The following is a 26,154-nucleotide window of genomic DNA, read 5'->3' as shown; positions in this document are numbered from 1 at the left end:
AATGTATGCCTTATTGGATTTTCTAATTATGAACAACTATCGTATGTTGTGTTTTTTACCTTAGAGCCGGTTTCACCTCTTAATAAATCACCATCTGTTGCTTCAATAATTTGGTTTGTTACGTTATTAGAAATTGAATTTGCAACTAATTGTAGCAGACTATTTACGTCACCTTGAGATTGTTTGAATTGTTGTACAATCGGCAGGCTATCAATTTCTTCTTCGATTGCTGAAATCTTACCTTCAATTAGTGTAAGTGCCTTTTCTTTTCCTAAATGCTGAAAGTTGACTGCTTGTTTTTGTAAGCTTTTAAGACTCGCTATTTTTTCACGTACCTTTGTATTTTCATTGATTTGCTCTTCTGCACGTTTGAAGAATTCAACTTCCTCAGTATTTGCAATCATTGTTGCAATTTCTTTTGCTTTTTCAATAATATCGTCTCTAGTATATTTTGTAGTAGACATTATACTCCCACCTTTTGCTCTATTGTTTCATTTACTAGTTCCCCAGTAAGTGACCATGTTTTTGCTTCTGTTACTTTTACTTTAACTAGTTGGCCGATAATATCTTTAGGACCCACGAAATTAACTAGTTTACTTTTACTTGTGTAGCCTGCAAGTACATCAGGGTTGTTTTTACTTTCACCTTCTACTAAAACTTCCACAATTTGTCCAGCATGTTTTTTCATAGCTTCAGCCGACATATCATTTACAAGCTTATTTAAACGCTGAAGTCTTTCCTTTTTCACTTCCATCGGTACGTTATCTACCATTTTAGCAGCAGGTGTACCTTCGCGTGGAGAGTAAATATACGTATAGGCAATTTCAAAACCGACTTCTTTATATAGTGACATTGTTTCCTCAAATTGTTCGTCTGTTTCATTTGGGAACCCAACAATTATGTCTGTTGTTAATGATACATTTGGGATAGCTGCTTTTATTTTACTAACTAGCTCTAAATAATGCTCTCTTGTGTATTTACGAGCCATTATTTTAAGTATATCAGATGATCCAGATTGTACTGGAAGATGAATATGATCTACTAAATTTCCGCCTTTTGCAAGCACTTCGATTAAATGGTCATCAAAGTCCCTAGGATGACTAGTCATGAAACGTATGCGAGCTACGTCAATCTTCCGAAGGTCATCCATTAAATCACCAAAGCGATAATCTAGATCTTCAAAGTCTTTTCCGTATGCATTTACGTTTTGACCAAGCAATGTTACTTCTTTGTATCCCTGCGCAGCAAGATGTCTAATTTCTTGAATAATATCTTCCGGGCGACGACTACGCTCTTTTCCACGTGTATATGGAACGATACAATATGTACAGAATTTATCACAGCCATACATAATGTTAACCCATGCTTTAATCGAACCTTTACGTACACGCGGTAAATTTTCTATAACGTCTCCTTCTTTAGACCAAACTTCCACGACCATTTCTTTTGAAAGGTATGCTTCGTTTAGTATGTTAGGAAGACGGTGAATATTATGTGTACCAAAAATCATATCTACTTGATTGTAAGTTTTTAATATTTTGTTGACAACTGATTCTTCCTGCGACATACATCCACAGACACCGATCAAGACATCTGGATTCTTTTGTTTTAAATGCTTAAAATGACCAAGCTCACCAAATACTTTGTTTTCTGCATTTTCACGAATGGCACAAGTATTAAGTAAAACAACATTTGCATCATCTACAGTATCCGTAGGTTCATATCCTAGTTGCATGAAGATACCTGCCATTACTTCTGTATCATGCTCGTTCATTTGACAGCCATATGTGCGGATATAAAATTTTCTATTTTGACCCATGCCTTTAAATTGCTCTGCAATAGCAAAGTCGTTATGGTATTCTACCTCTTCTTTGCCACGTTTTTTCGCATCTTTTAATGATGGCGGAGTATAGACTGCTTGAAAATATTTACTATAATCCTTTTCGGATTTTTTATCCAAAGAGCTAGCTTCCTTCACTTGAGTACTTTGTAAACGTGATTCCTCGTTCATAAGAACTCTCCTTTCCTTCATTCGTGAAAAGTACGAATATCCCTCCTATTATACTGAATAGTTCTCTGTTCCTACAAGGCATTCAGCTTAAAATTTCTTAATTAGACAAATTATGTTCAAATTTTTATTTGTTATTGGGAATTCTTAAGGACGGCACGAGTATTCAATCAAAAAACACGTAAATATTTTTCAATACAAAATATCCCTCCATTGTGGGATCGTCTAAACGGATGTGCGTTGCCAATCTAAAACTAGATATAGATCCTGCATATATGTTTTTCACATAAAGGGCAGCGACTCCGGCTTGAAAGTCAAGACCCCCTGGGAGTAAATAAGGTTACGTAGACTAACAACATCACATACATAAAGCCTTCATTATTTATATCATATTTGCCTGAGGGGGCTCGGCATCGCCCGCGGAAAGTGTCCGACTGAAACGGAAATCAAAATAATTTTGTAACTTTATTATTTCCAAATAATAAAAAAGCTCATGAACGTTAAAATTCATGAGCTAAATATTAATCACATAAAGTCTTGAAGTAATGCATTGAATTCCTGTTCACTCATCTTCAAATTTTGATCGACTAGTGGTGTAGGTGCGTAACCAGGAACTTGTTCTTGGTAGGATGGTGCATTTTCATCTTGATAAATGATACCTGTTACAAGTCCTTCTCTTTCCATTACTACTTTCATAGCTTCTTCTCTGTTTGTAGAGTCATATCCTTCAATATTAGAAAGCTTTGTAAGATGTTCCTTAAACCAATCATACGTATTTACTTTATTGTATGTTACACACGGGCTAAACACATTGATGAACGAGAAGCCTTTATGATTGATCCCTGCTTCGATAATAGCAGTTAGCTCTTTAATATCAGAAGAAAATCCTTGTGCTACAAATGTTGCGCCAGATGTAAGAGCCAGTTCTAATGGTTGAACAGAAGGTTCAATTGCTCCACCAGGAGTTGACTTCGTTTTAAAGCCCTCTGCTGATCGTGGGGACGTTTGACCTTTTGTTAATCCGTAGATTTGGTTGTCCATAACAACATATGTTATATCAATATTACGACGTATAGAATGTATAGTATGACCCATCCCTATTGCAAATCCATCACCATCACCGCCAGAAGCGATAACGTGTAAATCTTTGTTTGCCATTTTCAATCCTTGAGCTATTGGAAGTGCACGACCGTGAATACCATGAAAACCATATGAATGAATGTAACCAGAAATTCGTCCAGAACAGCCGATACCAGAAATTACTGCTAAATCATGTGGTTGAATGCCAACATTTGCTGCAGCACGTTGAATAGCCGCCTGCACTGAGAAGTCACCACAACCTGGACACCAGTTAGGTTTTACGTTATTACGAAAATCTTTAAATGTTACCATCTGTTAGCAACTCCTTTACTTGTTTTGCAAGCTGTAATGGTAAAAATGGTGTGCCGTCATATTTCGTAACACTGACCAATTTATCATGACCGCCAACATTCATTTTAATGATACTTGCTAATTGGCCTGTTGCGTTATTTTCGACTACTACTACTTTTTTCGCTTTCGCAACTAGTGGTAGCATTTCCTCTACAGGGAATGGATGGATTAAACGAATATGTGCATGGTTTACTTTAACATCACTTTCAATAAGTGTTTGCTGTAATTCTTCTAGCACTCCTCTAGTAGAATTGAAGCCAACAAATAGTATATCCGCTTCTTCGTATGGTGCGTTCACATATACTGGCTCTTTAAAGTTAATATGCTTCAGCTTCCCTAATCGTTTATCCATTTGAGCTTTACGATTTGTAGACGCTTCAGATGGCTTACCTGTTTCATCATGCTCTACTCCAGTTACATGGTGAATAGCGTGCTCGGTTCCTGGTAGAACACGTGGGGAAACCCCATCTTCCGTTAGTTCATAACGCTTGAAGTACGATTTATCTTCAGCTACAGGAATTTCTTCATTTTCTACTAATTTTCCACGACGGATTTCAACCTTAGAATAATCAAATGGCTCCACTGTTTGTTTACCAAGTGACAATTGTAAATCCGATAAGATAATTACAGGAAGCTGCAATTCCTCTGCAATATTGAAGGCTTGAATTGTATCGTAGAATGCTTCTTCCCCAGTACTCGGTGCAATAACAACTTTTGGAATTTCTCCATGAGTACCATAAATCATTTGCATTAAATCGGATTGCTCCTGCTTCGTCGGAAGTCCTGTTGAAGGTCCTCCACGCTGTGTATCTACAATCACAAGCGGTTGTTCGGTCATACCAGAAAGACCGATTGCTTCCATCATAAGTGAAAGTCCCGGACCTGCTGATGCAGTAAACGCACGAACTCCACCATAGTTTGAACCTATTGCCATTGTAGCAGCGGCAATTTCATCCTCTGTTTGAATAACTGCTCCACCAAATAGTGGTAGCTTTTTAATCATATACTCCATTATTTCGGAAGCTGGAGTGATTGGATAAGCTGCCATAAAACGAACACCCGCTGTTAATGCGCCAAGTGCAATTGCATCATTTCCTATCATAAACATACGGTGTTTTCCGTCGGCCGGAGCTATTTCCCACTCTCCTAGACGATCTCCTAGCTGTTCAGCCATTGTATCGAAGCCTTGTTGAATAGCTTGCATATTTTTTTCTACTACTTCTTGTCCTTTTTTCCCGAAAATTTCATCTACCACACCTTGGAATACAGCTTTATCCAAGTTAAGTAATGCGGCACTTGCACCAATTGCAACCATATTTTTCATAAGAGATGTTCCAAGCTCTGCAGCTATCTCTGTGAAAGGGACAATATACATAGGCGCTTTACATTCTTCAGGTTCTACTGGTGAGAATTTTGCGTCTGCCAGAATAATACTCTTTTCAGTTAACTCTTTGTAATTGACATCAATTGTTTCTTGATCAAATGCTACTAAAATATCTAAATCATCTGGAATTGTACGAACTTGCGTTGGACGTACACAGATTTTATTGTTTGTATGGCCACCTTTAATTCGAGAAGAGAAATGACGGTATCCGTATAGATAGTATCCTAGGCGGTTCATCGCCATAGAGAATATTTCTCCTGTACTTTCAATACCCTCTCCTTGCTGCCCTCCTACTTTCCAAGAAAGCTGTTGCAACATATAAACATCTCCTTACTATTCGATTAAATGCTAATTTCCTTCATTAGTTTATCATGAAGTAGCGTTTATCACTATGTATTCCCCGTATTTTTATTGAAATTCAGACCTTTGACGGAAACGTATCGTCACAAATTATTCTTAAAAATTATAAAATGAAAATATTACCATCTAAGAAAAATATGAGTGAGTTCTAAAGGTCAACACCTGGTTCTATCCTTTCCGAGTTGCTTTGGACAGACTTGTAGCTATATTATTACCGGTTAATTTTTGCTAGGCTGTCTAATCTAACTCACAGGTACTACTCACTTCTTTGATATCCGCGGAGAGCGGCGACTCTGGCGCAATGAGTGAGTCAGATGAAACATCACAAGCGACGCGTAAGTAGCGGTGATGTTTCATCGATCACCTTGCGGAAATCGGCAGTAATTTACTTTCTTTAAAAAGAGAGGTCGCTACTATAAAAGTAGCGACCCCCTGTCTATTTTGCCTTTTTTTCAACAAGTAACTTTAAAGCTGTTCGATCTTCACCAGATATGACAATATCGGTGAAAGCTGGAGAACAAGTTAGATCTGTTCCACTTGGGGCAACAAATCCTCTGGCAATCGCTATCGCTTTGATAGCCTGATTTAATGCTCCTGCTCCTACTGCTTGCATTTCTGCATACCCTTGTTCTCTAATTACTGCAACTAATGCCCCAGCAACTGAATTTGGGTTTGAACGGGAAGATACTTTTAAAGAATCCACTATCATTTCTCCTTTTGTCGCTATATTATGAACTTGCTTCTGGTCCATAACCTAACGTATGCGCAGGAGTAATCTTTTAGACTTTTTAGCCTTTAAACGGGTAATCCTCGTTTATATAAATTCGTTCTTGGTGTATTGCTTTCCCAGTGGTATTGTCCACTTCCACGAAGAAACCGCTAAGTACAGAACGTCCAATCTTAGGTACTTCAAAACGAGCTGGCATATTTGTTTGGAAACGGTAGAGTACATCTTCTTTTTTCATGCCTAGAACACCATCGTACGGACCTGTCATACCAACGTCTGTGATATAAGCTGTTCCTCCTGGTAATATACGAGAATCTGCCGTTTGAACATGTGTATGTGTTCCAACTACGACAGAGGCCTTTCCATCTAGATGCCAACCAAATGCAATCTTTTCACTTGTAGCTTCTGCATGAAAGTCTACAAAGACTATAGGTGATAATTTTTTGGCTTCTTCAACCATTTCCGTAGCCATTTTAAATGGATCATCGTGTGGTGGTAAAAATGTGCGACCATGCATATTGATCACTGAAATGGTATGACCATTTTTGGAGATGGAAGTCATTCCTTTACCAGGAGCATCCTCTGAAAAGTTGGCAGGGCGGATTAAATAGTCCGTGTCATCAATAAAGTCCATAATTTCTTTTTGATCCCAAGTATGGTTACCCATTGTTACTACGTCTACCCCCATATGGAGCAATGACTGAAAAATACTTTTCGTAATCCCACGACCTGCAGCTGCATTCTCCCCATTTGCAATAACTACATCCACATCATATTTTCTTTTTAGTCTTGGTAAATAATCTTCTAACGTATCGCGACCCATTGATCCAACGATATCACCTATAAATAATATTCTCATTACTATTTCATTCCTTTCACGAAAAAAAGGCTTCAATTCGAAGCCTTTTTGTTAATACTAACTTATGAAACATTAGAACACCATTACTGTATGCTATTTAGCGTATTCTACAGCTCTAGTTTCTCTTATAACAGTCACTTTAATATGACCAGGATAATCTAATTCTTCTTCGATTCGTTTACGGATATCTCTCGCCAAACGATGAGCTGTTAGGTCATCAATTTGATCTGGACGAACCATTATGCGAATTTCTCGACCTGCTTGAATAGCAAAAGATTTTTCTACACCTTCATAGGACTCAGAAATTTCCTCAAGTTTTTCCAAACGACGAATGTAGTTTTCTAATGTTTCACTTCTCGCACCTGGTCTTGCTGCAGATAATGCATCGGCAGCTGCCACTAATACGGCAATAACAGATGTAGCTTCTGTATCCCCGTGATGGGAAGCAATACTATTAATAACTACTGGATGTTCTTTGTATTTTGTTGCTAACTCGACACCAATTTCTACATGGCTACCTTCTACTTCATGGTCAATTGCTTTCCCAATGTCATGTAGTAACCCTGCACGTCTTGCAAGTGTTACATCTTCACCAAGTTCTGCAGCTAACAACCCTGCTAAATAGGCAACTTCTGTTGAGTGTTTTAACACATTTTGACCATAGCTTGTACGATAACGGAGTCTACCTAGAATTTTCATAAGATCTGGATGTAAATTATGAACACCAATATCGAATGTAGTTTGTTCACCAATTTCGCGAATTTGTTCATCTACTTCTCTTCTAGACTTTTCTACCATTTCTTCAATTCGTGCAGGATGAATTCGTCCATCCTGTACCAGTTTTTCAAGTGCTAAACGGGCTGTTTCTCTTCGAATTGGATCAAAGCCTGAAAGAATTACAGCTTCTGGCGTATCATCGATAATTAAATCAATACCAGTTAACGTCTCAAGTGTACGAATGTTTCGTCCTTCACGGCCAATAATGCGACCTTTCATCTCATCATTTGGCAAGTTAACAACAGAAACGGTTGTTTCAGCAACATGATCTGCTGCAAAACGTTGTAACGCAAGGGATAAAATTTCACGAGACTTTTTATCGGATTCTTCTTTAGCTCTAGTTTCCGATTCCTTTGTCATCACAGCAATATCCGTCGCAAGCTCATTTTCTACTTCTTGGAGAATAATTGTTTTCGCTTCTTCTCGAGTCAAAGTAGAAATTCTTTCTAGTTCAGTTTGTTGCTTGTTAACTAGTTCATCCACTTTGTTTTCTTTCTGTTCGATATGCTGTTGTCTTTCAGTTAGAGCATCATCTTTACGCTCAAGACCTACTTCTCTCTTGTTTAGAGCATCATCTTTACGATCAAGGTTCTCTTCTCTTTGTAATAACCGATTTTCCTGTTTTTGCAGTTCGCCTCGGCGTTCACGGATGTCAGATTCTGCTTCATTTCGTAATTTGTGAGTTTCATCTTTGGCTTCTAAAAGTGCTTCTTTCTTCAACGCTTCCGCTTCTCGCTTTGCTTCATCTATGATGATTGCTGAAGATTGTTTTGCACCAGTCACTTTTGAATCGTTCACGTTTTTCAGATAAATATAACCAACAACGGCACCGACAAATAGACCAAGCAAAGCGGAGATGATAATTTCTGTCATTCGAACACCCCCTATTGCTATACTTTTTAGTTTCAGTCGGCACGTATATACAAAAACATATACGTAATGCCTATAATCATTTAATAATAAAGAAATTATACAATTTTAATTGTATAGATGTAGAAATACTCTGTCAAGGAAGGGAGGTATAATATATGAAAAGTAGGACAAAATAAACACCTGTACTTGTGTATTTTTAAAAATTAAGACTGTTCGACTAGTGATTCTAAAATTAGCCCTTCAAATTTTAACTATGTAGAAGTGCAAGTGCATTTAAGGTAAAACCTGTATCTGTTGTTATCGAAGTGCTTTGTACAGACATCTCGCTATATTATTAGCGTCTGATCTTTTAGAGAGACTGATCGTCGCCCTTCTAAAACTTTAAGAACAGTTTTAGTGCATTCTTGTGTAATGAAAGAAAAAATACTTTCTAATCCGTAGAGTAAGCTCACGAAGATACAATTTCGTTCGCTATTTCGCTTCTTTATTGCGTGAACGCTTATTATTTCTCCGTAGTCCACTACCAATAGTAGTGGCCGCCATTAAACAACGATTACAGAATATTATTATCACTACAATTATTTAAACTAATTCTATTGTCTTAGCGATGGGCTGTGCTAAATCTTCTCATTGGGTACTACTAACTTCATTGATTGTAGTAAAAGGTGGCAACTCCGATGAGGATTCATCGCTCACTCCACGGAACGTGTACCTGAAACGGAAATCAGCAGGCTTTATCAATTTTCAAAGTACTATGAACCCCAATTGTTCATAGTATATTTCATATACATTCTTTCAAAAAATAGTCTCTCAAATGAATGAGAGACTATCAGGATTTTATTTTTCATCTAATAATAATTCAAATTCTTCGTCTTCTTCCTCTTCGATCTCATGACCACCAATCGTTAAGGAACTTGCTGCCATTCCAAGAGATTCACGGATTTTACCAGTGATTTCAGCCTTAATAGAAGGATTTTCTTTTAAGTACTGTTTAGCATTTTCTCTACCTTGACCTATGCGCTCTTCATTGTACGCATACCAAGAACCACTTTTTTGAATTATGTCAAACTCTGATCCTATGTCAACTACTTCTCCTTCTTGAGAAATACCTTCACCATACATAATATCTACTTCTGCAGTTTTAAATGGTGGAGCTACTTTGTTCTTCACTACTTTAATTTTCGTTTTGTTACCCATAATATCGGTACCTTGTTTAATAGCTTCTGCACGTCTTACTTCTAAACGGACAGAACTATAGAATTTAAGTGCACGACCACCTGGTGTAACTTCTGGATTTCCGAACATTACTCCAACTTTTTCACGAATTTGGTTAATGAATATTGCAATCGTATTCGATTTATTAATAACACCCGATAGCTTACGTAATGCTTGTGACATTAAACGTGCTTGAAGTCCGATATGAGAATCTCCCATCTCTCCTTCAATTTCAGCTTTTGGTACTAAAGCAGCTACCGAGTCAATTACTAAAATCTCAATTGCGCCACTACGTACAAGTGCTTCCGCTATTTCAAGTGCTTGCTCCCCTGTATCCGGTTGAGATAAAAGTAATTCATCAATATTTACACCAAGTTTTTGTGCATAGACTGGATCTAATGCATGCTCAGCATCAATAAAGGCTGCTTGACCACCAGTTTTTTGTATTTCTGCAATGGCATGTAGAGCAACGGTTGTTTTACCCGAACTCTCTGGACCATATATTTCAATAATACGTCCTCTTGGATATCCGCCTATTCCTAGTGCTGCATCCAATGCTAAAGAACCACTAGAAGAAGTAGAAATTTCAAGATTTGTTTTTTCACCTAGTTTCATAACTGAACCTTTACCAAATTGTTTCTCTATTTGTTTTAACGCCATATCTAAAGCTGCTTTACGATCATTATTAGCCAATTATATTTCCTCCTCAAAAGAAATGATGATGTTTTTTATTTCTATTCTTACTATACTCGGTCTTTGAGAAATTTACAAGAAAAAAGCGAACGTTCATTCGTTTATTTTTTGCATCTATTTAATTTTGGGCGTGAAAAACGACTCAAAATTAAATTTTGGGCCGTTTTTGTTAATCAAAATTAAATTCCTGCTAATTTTTGTTCTCGCAGTAAACGTATCAAATAATAGATCGTAAATTTCACTGCCCTAATTCTATTCGTGTTTCGTAAACCTGATAGATTAAGTTTATACGTTACCGGCTTAATATCACCTAATGCGATTCCAATCCAAATTGTACCCGCTGGTTGACCACCATGACCATCCGGACCAGCTGCTCCAGTAATGCCTACACCTATATCAGTCTGAAATATTTCTTTTACTCGAAGTGCCATTTGCTCTGCACATTGACTAGAAACTACGCTATATTTCTCGATAATATCAGCATGGACACCTAATTGCTTGATCTTCACGTCTTCTGTATAGGTTATCATTCCACCTACCAAAGCTTCTCCCATTCCCGGTACTGCAGCAAGCTCCGATTGGAATAGTCCTGCCGTCATACTCTCAGCCGCTGAGATAGTGAGGTCATTTTCAATAAGGATTTCCCTCAGCTTCGATGGTAAAGAATCATTATTATAGCCATAAACAAATTTGCCAACACGGTTGAGGATTTCAGCTTGTAATATTTCAATCTTTTTCCAAGCTTCCTCTTCCGAATTACTTTTTGCCGTTAATCGAAGTGTAACCTCACCATCAGAGGCAAGTGGTGCAAGTGTTGGATTCGTTTGGTTGTCTAGCAGATCCTGCACTTCTGTTTCCAATTCTGCTTCCCCTATTCCATAGAAGCGAATAACATGGGACATAATAACACTTTCATCCAAAAGGAGCTTCGGTAATAATGGCTTCGCCTCGAATTGGAACATAGGCTCCATCTCTTTTGGAGGTCCGGGAAGTAGTATATATGAATGACTTTCCGTAGAGAGTAACATTCCCGGTGCCATTCCATGTTTATTCTCAAGTACAGTGCACCCTTCTAAAACAAGTGCCTGTTTTTTGTTGTTTTCCGTCATTTTACGATCCATGCGCTTAAAGAAATCTTCAATATACATGATTGCATGATTATCTAGCACTAAGTTCATACCTAAATGCTTCGCTATAGTTTCCTTTGTTAAATCATCTTTTGTAGGACCTAATCCGCCCGTGAAAATAATAAGGTCTGCTCGTTTTTCTGCTATTTGAATCGATTCTAACAGCCTATCCGCATTATCTCCGACTACCGTATGATAGTATACGTCCAGACCGATTTCTGCAAGTTGAGTGGATATAAAACGGGCATTTGTATTAGAAATCTGCCCTAGTAATAGTTCTGAGCCTACTGCAATAATTTCTGCTTTCATGAAGAACTTCCTTCCTACTTAGAATCTAGTAACACCTTGCGATTCAAATAAAAATAATCCCATCCAGACCAAACCGTAAAGAATAGACATACATATAGCATGATCATATCAAAAGGAATATGGAACATTTCAAAGAATATATTACCCAATAAAAGTGAAGAAATCGCAACAATTTGTGTCCACATTTTTATTTTCCCTAATTGATTGGCCGCCACTACCTCCCCTTCATTCGCTAATATTAAACGAAGACCAGTTACAGCAAACTCACGGCTAATAATTAATATAACTACCCAAGCTGGCGCCATTCCAAACTGAACTAAAATGATTAAAGCAGCAGAAACTAATAATTTGTCTGCAAGAGGGTCAAGAAATTTCCCCATATTTGTAACCAAGTTATATTTTCTTGCGTAATACCCATCGATAAAGTCCGTAATCGATGCAATTATGAAAATAATTGCTCCAACTAGATGTCCTACAGGAATTGTTGCCCCCAGTAGTGTAACATCTCCCCAATTAAAATCTACTAGCATAAAAAACATAAAAATAGGGATTAAAAATATACGAAACAAAGAGATTTGGTTTGGTATATTCATTTTCATAAAAATAACTCCTTTCAATATCAAATAAAATAGCCATCATTAAGATGACTATTTGTTGAACTGTATTACTGCGTTTTGAGTAATCTCTGTACTTTTAAACTCTACTACTTCATCGTTTATTGTAACAGTATTCCCAGGAGCATGCCCAAGACGTATACGGATTTTAGAAAATGCATTTGCATCAAATTCGAAGGTTTCTCCGGCCTTTACAGATTGATCCACAAGAATTTTGTCGTTTTCATCCCTAATATTCAACCATGTAGTATTTACTGCAACCAATTTTACTAAATAGCTTTCAGCATTATCTAAATTATATGTTGAAGTTACACCTTGCATATCTACGAAAGTTAGCTGTTGGGTAGGTTTTGGTTCTTCTACCTCCTCTTCAACAACTTCTTCCTCTTCTGGCTCATCTACATCATCAGGTTGTATATTTTCATTGTCCTCAAACGTCGGTTTTTGCTCTTGTAGCAACTCGTCGTTTGTGACACTTTCTTCTGAATCATCCGGTCTATTTTGAAATAAAAACCAAGACATTACGATAATTGCAATAACAAATACTACTACCATAACCATCGGGAAAATCTCCATCAACTTACTAGTTGATCGTCCTCCCAAAGCTCTTCTAGACGGAGTTGCAGGAATACTTTTTGTTACTTCCTCGTTGGATGGAGAGGGAATCTCTGATTTATATGTTTCTAATAATTCGTCTCCATTCAATCCAACTGCCTCTGCATACTGTTTTATAAATGCGCGAACATAAAATGCACCTGGCATAGTTGCATAATTACCTTCTTCAATACTTGCCAAGTACCGTTTTTGAATTTTTGTTATTTCTTGTAAATCATCGATACTATAACCCTTTGCTGTTCTCGCTTCTTTTAAGCGAGCCCCAAGTTCAGTCAACTAAAACACCTGCCCGTTAAAAATTGAATCCACCAAATCCGCCAAAGCCTGTCATTCCTTTGTCAGACATTCCGTGGTTTTTTTCCATCATTTCATATGTGATTTGTTCATCAGGAGTGTGACGAAGTTCGATAATATAGTCAAAATCATCAATAGAATACTCAGAATGTTGGATGAACATATCAGGATGTTCCACAACCTTGATAGTCGGCATCCGCATCATTTCTCTTACTAACTGAAGATGCTTTTCATCATTTGATTTTCTCGTTACAATACCATCTAATATGAAAATATTACGATCGCTAAACTCGTCCCCTGCCAATTGACTTCTAATTGTTTGCTTGATCATTGTAGAAGACAGGAATATCCATTTTTTGTTTGCACAAACGCTTGATGCTACCACCGATTCAGTTTTGCCTACTCGGGGCATTCCTCTAATCCCAATAAGTTTATGACCATCTTGTTTAAAAATTTCTGCCATAAAATCTACTAAAAGACCAAGTTCATCCCGAACAAATCTAAAGGTTTTTTTATCGTCTGCGTCACGTTGAATATATCTACCATGGCGAACTGCAAGACGATCTCTAAGCTTAGGTTCCCTAAATTTAGTCAATTGAATCGTTTCCATAGTGGAAGCAATATGTTCAAAACGTTCAATGTTTTCTTTTTTCTCTGCTTTTATAAGCATACCCCGTCTGCCTTCATCTACACCATTGATCGTTACAATATTAACTCGAAGCATACCAAGTAAAGAAGAAATGTCACCTAAAAGTCCTGGACGATTAACTTGAATTTCATATTCAAAAAACCATTCACTAGCCATGTTATATCTTTCCCTTCTCTATAGATGACGTTTCACTTCATGATTAGTTCTATCATATATGATTTTGTAGTCGAATAAAAGAAAAAAAGAAAAGAGCGTGTATTTCTCTCTTTTCTTTTTATCTCAGTTAAACTATTCCGTTGATATCCTTTTTAGGCGGGCACTCCACTTATATATACCAACCACCATTAACTCGAATAATTTGACCTGTTATATAATTCGCCTTTTCACTAGTTAAAAATTCGACGGCATTCGCTATATCTTGCGCGGATCCCAAAAAACCTGCAGGAATTTCTGAAAGAATCAGCTGACGAGCTTCTTCTTCAATATGAGCGTTCATTTTTGTATCGATAAAGCCTGGGGCAACCACATTTACTCTTGTTCGTTGTAAAGCAACCTCTTTCGCATAAGCCTTTACAAAGGCATGCTGAGCTCCTTTAGCAGCAGAGTAGGCAACTTCATAAGAGGCACCTGTATCTCCCCATATACTCCCTACAAATATGACTGAACTACTATCCTGTTTCCGAAGCTTGCTATTTAGTTTTCCCAATAAAGCCATAGGATGCTCCACATGCACTTGAAACAATAGGCGAATATCATCTAAGCTAGTGTCCTCTAAAGCTTTGTATAGACTATGTCCTTGCGCAAATACGATCGTTTGAAGTGTAAAGACTGAATCGACTATTGTTTCTATACAATTCGGATTACTCATATCCGCTTGAACAACGATAAACTCTTGCTCAGGATAGGACTCGTTTAAATCTGTTAATAACTTTTCTAAGCTTTCTTTATTATTAGCATAGTGCAGGTACATGGACCAACCGACTTCCGCGAGATTACGACATATCGCGTGACCAATTTCACCAGATGCTCCTAGCACCAATGCAAATTTTTTACTCATTATTTTTCTCTAAAGGTAAGATTGTAAATACTGTATGAGCATTTTCATCTGTTAACGATTGGAATGCTGCTCTCACCTGATCCATTGTTAGTTTCTCTAAAGCAGGAACTACATCAAATAAATTCATGTCATTGAAAGAGTAACGTGTAAATTGATTTGCAATATATTCTATGGAATTTAATGCTCGTAAGAAAAAGCCAATTTTTTTACGGACAATACGTTGTAAATCCTCATCTTCTACATTCCAATTAGAAGCGTAGCTCTTAATAGTCTCTTTTATTTTCTCGGTCAGTTCAGTTGGATTGACAGAATCTGAACCAATCATTGTAAAACCATATCCCTGCTCCATTGAAAAATCTGCGGAATAAGATTCATCAATCCATCCGTTTTCGTATATTTCTTGATAAAATGCAGAACTTCTGCCAAATATCATTTCAATAGCAACTTGCATCGCTAGTTCGTAATTTAACATTTCGTCACCAGAAATATCGGTATTACTTGCTTTAATGCCAAATAATACTTTAGGTTTTTGAACATCCATCTGTAGAGTACGTTCTTTTATATCTACCGCCTTTTGCTCGTCAGGGTAGAATCGTTTAATTGCCTGGGGTTCCTCAAATGACTTCGCTGCTTGATCTGCTTTGATAAAGTCCATCATCTCTTTGGGATCAACTGCTCCTACAACGAATAAAACCATATTTGACGGATGATAGAACGTGTTATAGCACTCATATAAATGATCAGCTGTAATATGGCTAATCGTTTCTATCGTTCCAGCAATATCAATCTTTACAGGGTGTTCTTTATACATATTTTCGATTGTTCCAAAGTATAAACGCCAATCCGGCTGGTCATCATACATCGTAATTTCTTGACCTATTATCCCTTTTTCTTTCTCTACCGTTTGTTCCGTAAAATAGGGTTGTTGAACGAAATCCAATAACGTTTTCGTATTATCCAATACATGGTCAGTTGAGGAAAATAAGTACGCAGTTCTAGTAAAAGAAGTAAATGCGTTTGCAGATGCACCTTTCTCACTGAACTTTTGAAATACATCCCCTTCTTCCTTTTCAAACATTTTATGTTCTAGGAAATGAGCAATTCCATCAGGAACAACGACAGGTTCATCCTTACCTAAAGGAATAAATTCACGGTCGATCGAACCATATTTTGTAGTGAAAGTGACAAACGTCTTTGAAAACCCTTTTTTGGGCAAGATGTAGACATCTAAACCATTCGGAAGTGTTTCATTGTATAATGTTTCTTCTAATTGTTCAAAATACGTTTTATTCATTTGCTGCACCTTCCTTACCTGAAAGGAAATAAACAAATTCCTTTTCAATAGTTAATGCCATTTGTTGTATTTGTTCTTTCGTTACATGCTTCCACTTTTCTAGCCAATCTTCTACGGTAAAGGATGGATTCAATTCTTTATACTGGTCGTATATTTCAATTTGAGCACGTGCTGAATCTAAAGCCTCTTTCAGTTGGTTGGTAAGCATGGATTTCGTTTGGTTTAATTCTAAGTCGGAAATATCGCCGGCTTGCAATGCTTTTAGCTGTTCATCGATTAATGCAACTGCTTTTTCCTGTAAATTAGAATCTATTCCTGCAAGCACAAATATTAATCCGTAAAGTGAAGAGTAGCTGCTCGATGCATAATAAGCCATACTTTCTTTTTCTCGTACGTTCATGAAAATCTTAGAATGTGAAAATCCACCTAAAATACCATTAGTCAGCTGCATAACTGGAAATTCTTCTGAGAAAAAAGTGATAGGTGTTTGATAGGCAATATGGAGTTTACCTTGTTTCATATCTTGTATTTCGTGAAGAAATTTATTGTTATTCGTTTCGTTTGGTACATCTACTGCTTTTTCTATCTTTTCTGTACGATCAGCAAAGGAAAAATGACTCTTCATTTTTTCTTTTATTTCCTGCACGTTTACATCCCCAACTACGTAGATAGATAAATCATCTTTTGTTAGTAAATCATGATGCATATTGACAAGTTGATCGTTTGTAATCGCTTTAATAGCTTCCACTGTACCATTAGATGTAATAGAAGCTGCATTATTAGGGCGAATATTCTCTAACAAACGTTGCTGTGCATACCTCGTTTTATCATCATACATCGATTGGATACGTTCAATCACTTGTTCTTTTTCTCGCTTTACGATTGAATCATCAAATTTGCCATTCACTAAATTTGGTTTAATAATAACGGTATGTAATAAAGAAAAAACTTCATCGACAATTTTTTCATTGGATAAGTATGCGTCGTTTACGGTTTCCGCGTTCAATGAAAAAATATGATGACTACCTTTTTTCGTCGTATCAAAGTATAGAACAGCCCCGTACAAATCATCTAAACGCTTTCTAAAAGCTACGTTTGTTGGATATACCTCATTGCTGAATTGTAATATATTCGCTAATACTGCACGAATAGACGCTTTTTCTACTGTTAAAGGCTGTTTCCATTTAAACGAGATATTAATCGTTTTGAATTGTTCTGTAGGTCTCACAAACAGCTTAACGCCCCTTGCAAGTTCGAATTGTTGAAACATAAGTGATCCCCCTTTTCTTTCTAGTGTATCTCAGATAGTGATTCACTATACATGTACTAATTATATCAGTACATATAAAAAGGGACCAATTAATTGGTCCCTTTTCCATTTTCTATTTAATTTACGTCAATATACATACTGTTGGTTTGCGAGGAAGGCGGACGCTTTCCTCGCTCCACACTAATAAATGAAAGTTTTAGACTGTAACTACGAAACTTTGAATTATCGTTTCCCTTTGATATAAGGTATTCCACTTGCTTTTGGTGCGTTTGCTCTTCCTATAAATCCTGCTACCGCCAATATAGTCAAAGCATAAGGCAAGATGTGCAAGAAATAAGTTGGAACTTCTTTCACATATGGAATCTGTCCACCAACAATACTTAATGCTTGAGCAAATCCAAAGAACAATGCCGCTCCTAGTGCACCAAGCGGATGCCATTTACCAAAAATCATTGCTGCAAGAGCCATGAACCCTTGACCATTTATAGTAGTGTGACTGAATTCACCAGAAATCGATTGAGAGTATACTGCTCCACCTAATCCTGCAAGTGCACCAGACAAGATAACGGCAATATAACGCATTTTAGTAACATTTACCCCCATTGTATCTGCTGCCATCGGATGTTCTCCAACAGCACGTAAGCGCAATCCAAATGGAGTTTTATAAATTACAAACCAAGCCATCAAAGCGATACCGATTGCCAAAATAGAAGTACCATATACATCTTTAAATAACATTGGTCCAATTACTGGAATATCACTTAATAATGGTATATCAAAACGGATAAATCGTTCTTGAATATAATCTGTTTGTCCTTTACCATAGATCATTTTCACAGAGAAAAGAGCTATTGCAACCCCTAACATATTGATCGCAACCCCAGATATTGTTTGATCCGCACGGAAAGAAATCGATGCTACAGCATGCATAACTGAGAATAATCCTGAAACAATCATTGCTGCGATTAACGAAACCCATGGAGTCATTGCACCAAATGTATCAACAAACATTAAGTTAAATAGAATACCGATAAATGCACCCATAACCATTAAACCTTCTAATCCGATGTTAATAACACCAGATCGTTCGGAGAAAACTCCACCGATTGCTGTAAAGATTAAAGGAGCTGCATAGAAAATAGCAGAAGGGATAATAAAATATAATACATCTAAGAAGCTCATATTATTTCGCCTCCTTTTTCTTATTCGCTTTTTCAAGGAAATATCGAATAACGTAACCACATGCTACGAAGAATATGATAATAGCTATTACAATAGAAACGATTTCTACTGGAATACCAGCTTCGTTCGGCATATTGAGAGCTCCATATTTTAACGATCCAAACAGTACCGCACCGAAAATTACTCCCAGTGGTGTATTGGCACCTAATAAGGCAACTGCAATCCCATCAAAACCAATACCAGTAAATCCACCTTTAACATTTGCATATTGGAAAGTACCTAAAGCTTCCATTGCACCTGCTAGTCCCGCAAATGCACCGGAAATAACCATAGAAAGAATTATGTTTTTATTTACATTCATACCTGCATATTCTGATGCATGTTTATTAAATCCAACTGATTTTAACTCGTAGCCAGTTGTTGTTTTTTCTAATATAAACCACATCAGTAAAACCATTGCAAGTGCTATAAAAATACCATAATGCAAACGAGAGTAATCTGTAATACTTTCAAAAAATGCTGATTTTAATGAAGCAGTTGCGCTAATTGTACCTGTATTGTCCCCACCATCCGACACTACTTTAATTAGAGCATTCGTTGTATGTAAAGCAATATAGTTCATCATAATTGTTACAATTACTTCATGTACCTGTAATTTGGCCTTTAAAAGACCCGGGATAAAGGCCCATAAAGCTCCAGCTAAAGCTGCTGCTATAATAGCAAATGGTAAATGGATATACATAGGTAAATCAAATGCAATCCCTACATAAGCTGCTGCAAACCAGCCTACTAATAATTGTCCTTCAACCCCGATGTTAAATAATCCCGTACGGAAAGCAAATGCTACGGATAAACCTGCAAGTAGATATGGAGTTATTTGACGAATAGTTTCTCCAATTGCATAGGCATCCCCAAAAATACCATTCCATAGTGCAGCATAGCCAGCTATTGGATCATAATCACTCACCAGCATAACAACTGCTCCTACAAGCAACCCTAAAATAACAGAAATTACAGGGACAAGTATATTTATTAGTCTATTCGACATGAGTTGTTTCCCCCTGATTAACTATCTTTGAATTCTTTTTTTGACCTGCCATCAATAACCCAAGCTCTTGTTCAGAGGTTTCTTTTGGCAACAATGTATCTACAATTTGTCCATCATAAATAACTGCAATACGGTCAGATACATTCATAACTTCATCTAATTCAAATGAAAGCAGAAGTACCGCTTTTCCGTTATCCCGTTGTTCAATAAGACGTTGATGAATAAATTCGATAGCACCTACATCAAGTCCACGTGTTGGTAATGCCGCAATCAATAATTCTGGATCTCGTATAACTTCTCGTCCAATAATTGCTTTTTGCTGGTTTCCTCCAGAAAGTGCACGTGCAGGTGTGTGCTCCCCTTGTGTTCGCACATCAAAATCTTTAATAATTTTTTGCGCTAGCTCGGAAACTTTTGAATAATTCATTATTCCATTTTTCGAAATAGGATGTTGGTAATAAGTTTGTAATGCAATATTATGACCGATAGAAAAGTCTAGAACTAATCCATGCTTATGACGATCCTGTGGAATATGCCCTACACCAGACTCTGTAATCTTACGCGGTTTTTGATTGGTCACATTCGTTCCGTTAATCGATACAGAACCAGATTTAGATTTTCGCAGACCTGTTATTGCTTCGATTAACTCGCTTTGACCATTGCCGTCAATTCCAGCAATCCCTAAAATTTCACCTTTACGGACCGTTAAGTTTAGTCCTTTAACCTTATCAATGCCACGATAATCTGCTACAACTAGATCTTTAATGACAAGTGTATCGTCAGCAGGATTTGCTTCACTTTTCACAGTTTTGAATTCTACTTGTCTACCAACCATTAAGGAGGCTAATTCATTTGGATTTGTTTCTGCAGTAACAACTGTACCAATTCCTTCACCTTTACGAATAACCGTTACTCGGTCAGAAACATCCATAATTTCTTTTAACTTATGCGTGATCAAAATAATTGATTTACCCTCTTGAATTAAACGTTTCATAATTTGAATTAATTCATTAATCTCTTGAGGAGTCAGTGAAGCAGTCGGTTCATCAAAAATTAATATATCAGCTCCGCGATAAAGCGTTTTCAATATTTCCACTCGTTGCTGCATCCCAACAGAAATATCTTCAATCTTTGCAGTAGGATCTACATCTAGTCCGTACATTTCTGAAAGCTTTTGTATTTTCTTAGCTGCATCTTTAATATTGACGACGCCTGCTTTTGTTAACTCATTACCTAATATTATATTTTCCGTTACAGTAAAATTCTCAACGAGCATGAAGTGCTGATGGACCATCCCTATGCCTAAATCATTTGCAACATTCGGGTCAGTCACTTTAACGGTTTTCCCTTTTACTTTTATCTCGCCAGCCTCTGGTTGATATAATCCGAACAAAACGTTCATAAGCGTGGATTTACCAGCACCATTTTCTCCTAAAAGTGCATGAATTTCTCCCTTTTTTAACTGAAGGGTAATGTTATCATTTGCAACAAACGATCCAAACTCTTTCCGTATGCCAAGCATCTCTATTACATAATCCAATGAATTCACTCCCTACTATAATTCTAGTACTAAATTAATACAGGAAAGACTTTATACTTCTGAATAGTTAAAATCTTTCATCTATTAATTTAAAATATCATAAAGACCGAGAGAAATCGGCCTTTATGATGTTGGATAATACTATTTTTCTACTGTTTCAGGAACAACGATTTCCCCAGCAGCAATTTTGTCTGAGTACTCTTGAACTTGGTCTAAAATTTCTTGTGGAATTGCTCCGCGAGAATCAGCAAGCTGTACTCCTTCTTCTGCTAAACCGTAAGTTACAGTTGTTCCACCTGGGAACTTACCAGCCATTGCTTCTTTAGCAATATTTTGAACTGCGATGTCTACACGTTTTTGCATAGAAGTAAGTGTTACATTCGTGTTACCAACAGCACCTTCTTCGTATTGGTCAGAGTCAACTCCGATTACCCATACGTTTGCATTAGCATCTTTTGTTTTACGTTCTTTTGCTTCTGCGAATACACCATTACCAGTACCACCAGCAGCGTGGAAAATAATATCTACGCCTGAAGAATACATACGGTTAGCAGTTGTTTTACCAAGTGCAGCATCATCAAATTTACCAGTGTATTGTACATCTACTTTAATAGATGGATCTACAGCTTTAACACCTTCTAGGAATCCAGCTTCAAAACGTTCAATTACAGGAATTTCCATTCCACCAACGAAACCGATTTGTTTAGATTCAGACATTAGAGCAGCTGCAACACCTGCAAGGAATGATCCCTCTTGCTCTTTGAACATTACAGAAGCAACGTTTGGAGCATCAACGATTGAATCGATGATTGCAAGTTGAGCTTCAGGTTGTTGCTCAGCAATTGTTTTAATTGGTTCTTCCATTAAGAAACCAATACCATAAACTACATCAAAGTCACGACGTACTAAGTTATTTAAGTTAGTAATATAATCGGCATCTGAAGAAGATTGAAGGTAGTCATATCCACCAGTGCCTTTTTCAAGACCATTTTCTTGACCAAAAGCTTCAATACCTTCCCAAGCTAGTTGGTTGAAAGATTTGTCATCAACTCCACCAACATCAGTTACCATTGCTAGAGAAAAATCTACTGCTTCAGTTGTGCCTTCAGAACCTTTACCATCTGAATCTTTTGGTGTAGTTGTTTCTTCATCTTTAGAACCACATGCTCCTAGGATTGTTCCAGCAGCTAGTACTAGTGATAGACCTAATCCAAATTTACGCTTTGTCAATTTGAAAACCCCCATTTTTTTTCTTATTAGCAGGAATTGTTACATTTTACACCCTTTTCCGAACAACGTGAAAGCTAAATTTATCTGCTCGAAAATAATTTTTCGAGTACAAAACCACACGATCGTTTTCATCGTAATGGAGTTGTTTTAAAACAAGCAATGAAGTTTCTGGCTCACAATTCAAAGTTGGTGATGCGATCTCGTGATAACCCACAGGATCAATAAACGTCACCGCGTACGAAATACGTATTTCCCCAGACTCTTCTAATGCAGTAAAAATAGAGCCTTCTTCTCTAATGAGAAAATCATTAGGTAAATAATTTTTCGGAACCTTATCGACACAATACACAACTGGTTCGCCATTTGCAGTACGGACACGTTCCATCGTAACAACCGATTGCTCATCACCGCATTGAAATCTTAAAATATCATCCTCAGAAGGAATCGCTTGCATAGAACTCAAGTAAATAGTACCCGGCTCCATTCCAGCTTTACGAATCATAGAAGAAACGCTAGAAAGCTGTTCGATTCCCGATGTGAAAATGGGCTTCGAATTTACAAAGGTGCCCACTCCATGTCGTCTGACAATTACATTTTCTTCTTCCAATAGGCGAAGAGCCTCTCTTAAAGTTGCACGGCTTACTCCTAGCGACTTGGCTAATTCAAATTCAGAAGGAAGTTTTTCCTTTTCTTTAAATATGCCCTTATCGATGTCTTGTTTAAGACGATCAATCACTTGCAGATATAAATGACGATGGTCTACTTTTATTGTCATCTAAAACACCACCATTTTGAAGAGATCAGACCTCTGATGTAAAACTTTCCTACTAATCAGTCATACTATACCATTTTTAAAACATGAAATAAATACTTTTATTCACATTAGGTTAAAAGTTGTTACAAAAACTTTATTCATTTGTAATGATTTTGTCATACTTTTTTTGAAAAGTGTTATACTAATTACCCTTTTGGCCTAAATTATATCATCATCTACAGGATGTTTGGAGACTAAAACCTGTCTTGGCTTACTTCCTTCATAAGGTCCGACAACTCCACTAAGTTCTAGCTGATCAATAATTCGAGCTGCTCTAGAATAACCAATTCTAAATCTTCTTTGAAGTAAGGACACTGAAGCAGTTTGCATTTCTGTCACGAGCTGAACAACATCATCATATAATTCATCTCTATCTATCTGTTCTGCAGATTCTTCCACTTCATCAGGAATCATTTCATCCTGATAATTTGCCTTTTGTTGTTCAATAACAAAATCTACAATTCTTTCAACTTCTGCATCTGATAAAAATGCTCCCTGCACTCGGACTGGTTTGGAGCTACCAGCTGGGAGGAATAACATGTCTCCTCTACCAAGTAATTTTTCTGCTCCCCCCATATCTAAAATGGTTCTGGAATCAATAGCTGAAGATACCGCAAATGCAATTCTAGAAGGAATATTAGCTTTAATAATCCCTGTTATAACGTCTACGCTTGGTCTTTGTGTAGCAATAATCAAATGAATACCAGCAGCACGAGCCATTTGGGCTAATCGGGTGATTGAATCTTCTACATCATTAGAAGCTACCATCATTAAATCTGCTAACTCATCAACAATTACAACAATAAAAGGTAGTTTCGGATGTTTTTCTTCATTTTCTTCATTCCATCTATCAATATGCTCATTATAGCCTTCCATATTACGTGTGCCCGTATGTGAAAATAATTCATATCTTCTTTCCATTTCAGATACGATTTTCTTCAAAGCCTGTGATGCTTTTCTTGGGTCGGTTACTACTGGTGCAAGTAAATGTGGAATACCATTATACATATTAAGCTCTACCATTTTTGGATCGATCATCATCATTTTTACTTCATGAGGTTTTGCGCGCATCATAATACTTGTAATTATCCCATTGATACATACACTCTTCCCACTACCAGTGGAACCTGCTACTAGTAAATGTGGCATTTTATTTAATTGTGCAAGAACAGCTTGTCCTGTAACATCTCGCCCAAAACCTATTAGTAGCTTCAGATTTGGTTTATCATTCTCTTCAGATTCTAGAACTTCTCGTAAGCTTACAATTGCTACTTCCTTATTCGGTACTTCAATACCTATCGCAGATTTACCAGGAATAGGTGCCTCGATCCGAATATCTCTTGCAGCTAACGCTAGGGCAAGGTCGTCATGTAGACTAACAATTCTGCTAACCTTTACACCAACATCAGGTAAAACTTCATATTTTGTTACTGCTGGTCCTAAGTGAACTTGAGTAACCTTTGCTTTTACTCCAAAACTTAAAAATGTTTGCTCTAATTTTTTGGCATTTGCTTGAATCGCATTTAGTTCTCCACTTTGGTCACTATGAGCAGGTGCATCTAACAAGTTAATAGAAGGTAATTGATAATCTTCGTTTTCTACTGTTCCATTTTCCATATTAATTTCCAATGGTTCAACAGGCTCAGAATGTTCTTCCACGACTTCTTTTCTAGCTATTCGTTCAGTGAATGCAGATATAATAGGTGATGAGGATTGCTCTACTTCTTCTGCTTCTATAGAAACTGTATCAATAGGAACTGACTCTATTACTGTAACCGCTTCTTCCTGAGCAGCTTGTTTTTTGCTTCGACGGGACTGACTCCTAGGTGGAGCTTGGGCTGGTTTTACTTTCTTTTTCTTTGGTCTATTTAGGAAGCTTTCTTTTAGTTTCGGAAATGTCTCTACTAAGTAAGGAACAAGTGCTTTTCCAGTTAGTAATACGATCCCTATAAATAACATAAGCCATCCAGCTACTTTTGCTCCAGCTGAATCAAATAGAACATGGAATGTCGCAAAGAATATTGCACCTATCATTCCCCCACCTAACGAACTATTTCTATCGATGATTCCACCACTTTCAACTAGAACACGATAGCTTTCTCTTAAAACGGAATTTGTTACTAATGCTTTTCCTTCAAATAATTGTTGAAATAAAGCGATGTGACTAAACAATAGTAAACTGCTTAATATAAATGCACAGCCTAATAGTAGTCGATGATTCCATGCTGGGACTGATTGTTTGATCATGATTATAAGTGCATAAACGATTAGCATAAACGGAACAGCAATATGCCAATTTCCAAATAGGAAATAACTTATATAAGCCAAAAATTCTCCTACAAGCCCATATTCAAAAAACGAAATGATAGATAATCCAATAATTAGAAGACCAATAATTTCATAAAGTAGCGGGTGCATTGTTTTTTTTGCGGGTTTTTTTGTCGGTCTTTTTTTCTTCCTTGCCAAAGTGTCACCTACTTTCTAAATTGTCATTAATATCACTTTTAAGAAAAACCGGACAAATAGGTGCCCGGTCCTTTAATTTTAAAACCTGTTTCTATTGTTTTCGAAGTGCTTTGGACAGACTTGTTGCTATATTATTACCGAGTGATTTTTTAGTGATATTGGTTGTGACGCCGGTACAACCAATATCACTTTTTTCGTTAATCTTATGGCGTTTCCCTGTCCGTCGCCCTCCTACAACTCTTACCAACAAGTAAATGCGTTTTTGGATAACTAGAGAAAAGATACTTCCCTATTCAGAAAGAAAGCTCTCGAAGATAC

The 26,154-nt window shown here is 37.0% G+C and carries 21 protein-coding genes; all 21 read right to left on the bottom strand.

Going from position 1 to position 26,154, the window contains the following annotated elements; genetic code table 11:
- Positions 1-26: 26 nt before the first annotated feature.
- Positions 27-464: a YlbF/YmcA family competence regulator gene (locus tag KD050_RS18005; protein ID WP_211893688.1), complete on the bottom strand. Its 438-nt coding sequence runs from the start codon at positions 462-464 to the stop codon at positions 27-29.
- Positions 464-2,011, bottom strand: a complete 1,548-nt coding sequence (gene miaB, locus KD050_RS18000) for a tRNA (N6-isopentenyl adenosine(37)-C2)-methylthiotransferase MiaB (RefSeq protein ID WP_211893687.1) — start codon at positions 2,009-2,011, stop codon at positions 464-466. Before miaB ends, KD050_RS18005 begins: the two co-directional genes overlap by 1 nt.
- Before the next feature lie 522 nt (positions 2,012-2,533).
- On the bottom strand, positions 2,534-3,400 hold the full coding sequence (locus tag KD050_RS17995; protein WP_211893686.1) for a 2-oxoacid:ferredoxin oxidoreductase subunit beta: 867 nt from the start codon (positions 3,398-3,400) through the stop codon (positions 2,534-2,536).
- On the bottom strand, positions 3,387-5,141 hold the full coding sequence (locus KD050_RS17990) for a 2-oxoacid:acceptor oxidoreductase subunit alpha (RefSeq protein ID WP_211893685.1): 1,755 nt from the start codon (positions 5,139-5,141) through the stop codon (positions 3,387-3,389). Before KD050_RS17990 ends, KD050_RS17995 begins: the two co-directional genes overlap by 14 nt.
- A 478-nt stretch (positions 5,142-5,619) precedes the next feature.
- Positions 5,620-5,886: a stage V sporulation protein S gene (locus KD050_RS17985; RefSeq protein ID WP_090562386.1), complete on the bottom strand. Its 267-nt coding sequence runs from the start codon at positions 5,884-5,886 to the stop codon at positions 5,620-5,622.
- 85 nt (positions 5,887-5,971) lie between these two features.
- Positions 5,972-6,769, bottom strand: a complete 798-nt coding sequence (locus KD050_RS17980) for a TIGR00282 family metallophosphoesterase (RefSeq protein ID WP_211893684.1) — start codon at positions 6,767-6,769, stop codon at positions 5,972-5,974.
- A gap of 93 nt (positions 6,770-6,862) precedes the next feature.
- On the bottom strand, positions 6,863-8,419 hold the full coding sequence (gene rny, locus KD050_RS17975; protein WP_211893683.1) for a ribonuclease Y: 1,557 nt from the start codon (positions 8,417-8,419) through the stop codon (positions 6,863-6,865).
- Between the two features lie 837 nt (positions 8,420-9,256).
- Positions 9,257-10,327 carry a recombinase RecA gene (recA, locus tag KD050_RS17970; RefSeq protein WP_370627144.1) on the bottom strand — a complete coding sequence of 357 codons (1,071 nt, stop codon included), beginning with the start codon at positions 10,325-10,327 and terminating at the stop codon, positions 9,257-9,259.
- A gap of 179 nt (positions 10,328-10,506) precedes the next feature.
- The gene (locus KD050_RS17965; protein ID WP_211893682.1) at positions 10,507-11,763 is read right to left on the bottom strand and encodes a competence/damage-inducible protein A; all 1,257 of its coding nucleotides are present in this window, start codon (positions 11,761-11,763) and stop codon (positions 10,507-10,509) included.
- 14 nt (positions 11,764-11,777) lie between these two features.
- The gene (pgsA, locus tag KD050_RS17960; protein WP_211896348.1) at positions 11,778-12,356 is read right to left on the bottom strand and encodes a CDP-diacylglycerol--glycerol-3-phosphate 3-phosphatidyltransferase; all 579 of its coding nucleotides are present in this window, start codon (positions 12,354-12,356) and stop codon (positions 11,778-11,780) included.
- 54 nt (positions 12,357-12,410) lie between these two features.
- A complete protein-coding gene (locus tag KD050_RS17955; protein WP_211893681.1) occupies positions 12,411-13,268 on the bottom strand; it encodes a helix-turn-helix domain-containing protein in 858 nt (285 codons plus the stop codon).
- Between the two features lie 16 nt (positions 13,269-13,284).
- Positions 13,285-14,091, bottom strand: a complete 807-nt coding sequence (locus KD050_RS17950) for a DUF3388 domain-containing protein (protein WP_211893680.1) — start codon at positions 14,089-14,091, stop codon at positions 13,285-13,287.
- A 169-nt stretch (positions 14,092-14,260) separates the two neighbouring features.
- Positions 14,261-14,992, bottom strand: coding sequence for an elongation factor P 5-aminopentanone reductase (gene ymfI / locus KD050_RS17945; protein ID WP_211893679.1), 732 nt, complete (start codon positions 14,990-14,992; stop codon positions 14,261-14,263).
- Positions 14,985-16,286 (bottom strand): EF-P 5-aminopentanol modification-associated protein YfmH, encoded by a 1,302-nt coding sequence (yfmH, locus tag KD050_RS17940; protein ID WP_211893678.1) that lies wholly within the window; start codon positions 16,284-16,286, stop codon positions 14,985-14,987. The genes ymfI and yfmH overlap by 8 nt, the downstream gene beginning before the upstream one ends.
- Complete coding sequence (yfmF, locus tag KD050_RS17935; protein ID WP_211893677.1) at positions 16,279-17,556, bottom strand: EF-P 5-aminopentanol modification-associated protein YfmF; 1,278 nt, start codon at positions 17,554-17,556, stop codon at positions 16,279-16,281. Before yfmF ends, yfmH begins: the two co-directional genes overlap by 8 nt.
- Positions 17,557-17,778: 222 nt before the next feature.
- Positions 17,779-18,738 (bottom strand): ABC transporter permease, encoded by a 960-nt coding sequence (locus KD050_RS17930; RefSeq protein WP_211893676.1) that lies wholly within the window; start codon positions 18,736-18,738, stop codon positions 17,779-17,781.
- A 1-nt stretch (position 18,739) separates the two neighbouring features.
- A complete protein-coding gene (locus KD050_RS17925) occupies positions 18,740-19,786 on the bottom strand; it encodes an ABC transporter permease (protein ID WP_211893675.1) in 1,047 nt (348 codons plus the stop codon).
- Entirely contained in the window at positions 19,776-21,326 is a 1,551-nt protein-coding gene (locus KD050_RS17920; RefSeq protein ID WP_211893674.1) for an ABC transporter ATP-binding protein, read from the bottom strand. Before KD050_RS17920 ends, KD050_RS17925 begins: the two co-directional genes overlap by 11 nt.
- A 141-nt stretch (positions 21,327-21,467) precedes the next feature.
- Entirely contained in the window at positions 21,468-22,556 is a 1,089-nt protein-coding gene (locus KD050_RS17915) for a BMP family lipoprotein (protein WP_211893673.1), read from the bottom strand.
- A 46-nt stretch (positions 22,557-22,602) separates the two neighbouring features.
- The gene (locus tag KD050_RS17910; protein ID WP_211893672.1) at positions 22,603-23,331 is read right to left on the bottom strand and encodes a GntR family transcriptional regulator; all 729 of its coding nucleotides are present in this window, start codon (positions 23,329-23,331) and stop codon (positions 22,603-22,605) included.
- Between the two features lie 198 nt (positions 23,332-23,529).
- The gene (locus tag KD050_RS17905) at positions 23,530-25,788 is read right to left on the bottom strand and encodes an FtsK/SpoIIIE family DNA translocase (protein WP_305080255.1); all 2,259 of its coding nucleotides are present in this window, start codon (positions 25,786-25,788) and stop codon (positions 23,530-23,532) included.
- Positions 25,789-26,154: the final 366 nt, after the last annotated feature.

This window comes from Psychrobacillus sp. INOP01, assembly GCF_018140925.1.
Lineage (GTDB): Bacteria > Bacillota > Bacilli > Bacillales_A > Planococcaceae > Psychrobacillus.
This window is presented reverse-complemented; position numbering and strand designations above follow the sequence as displayed.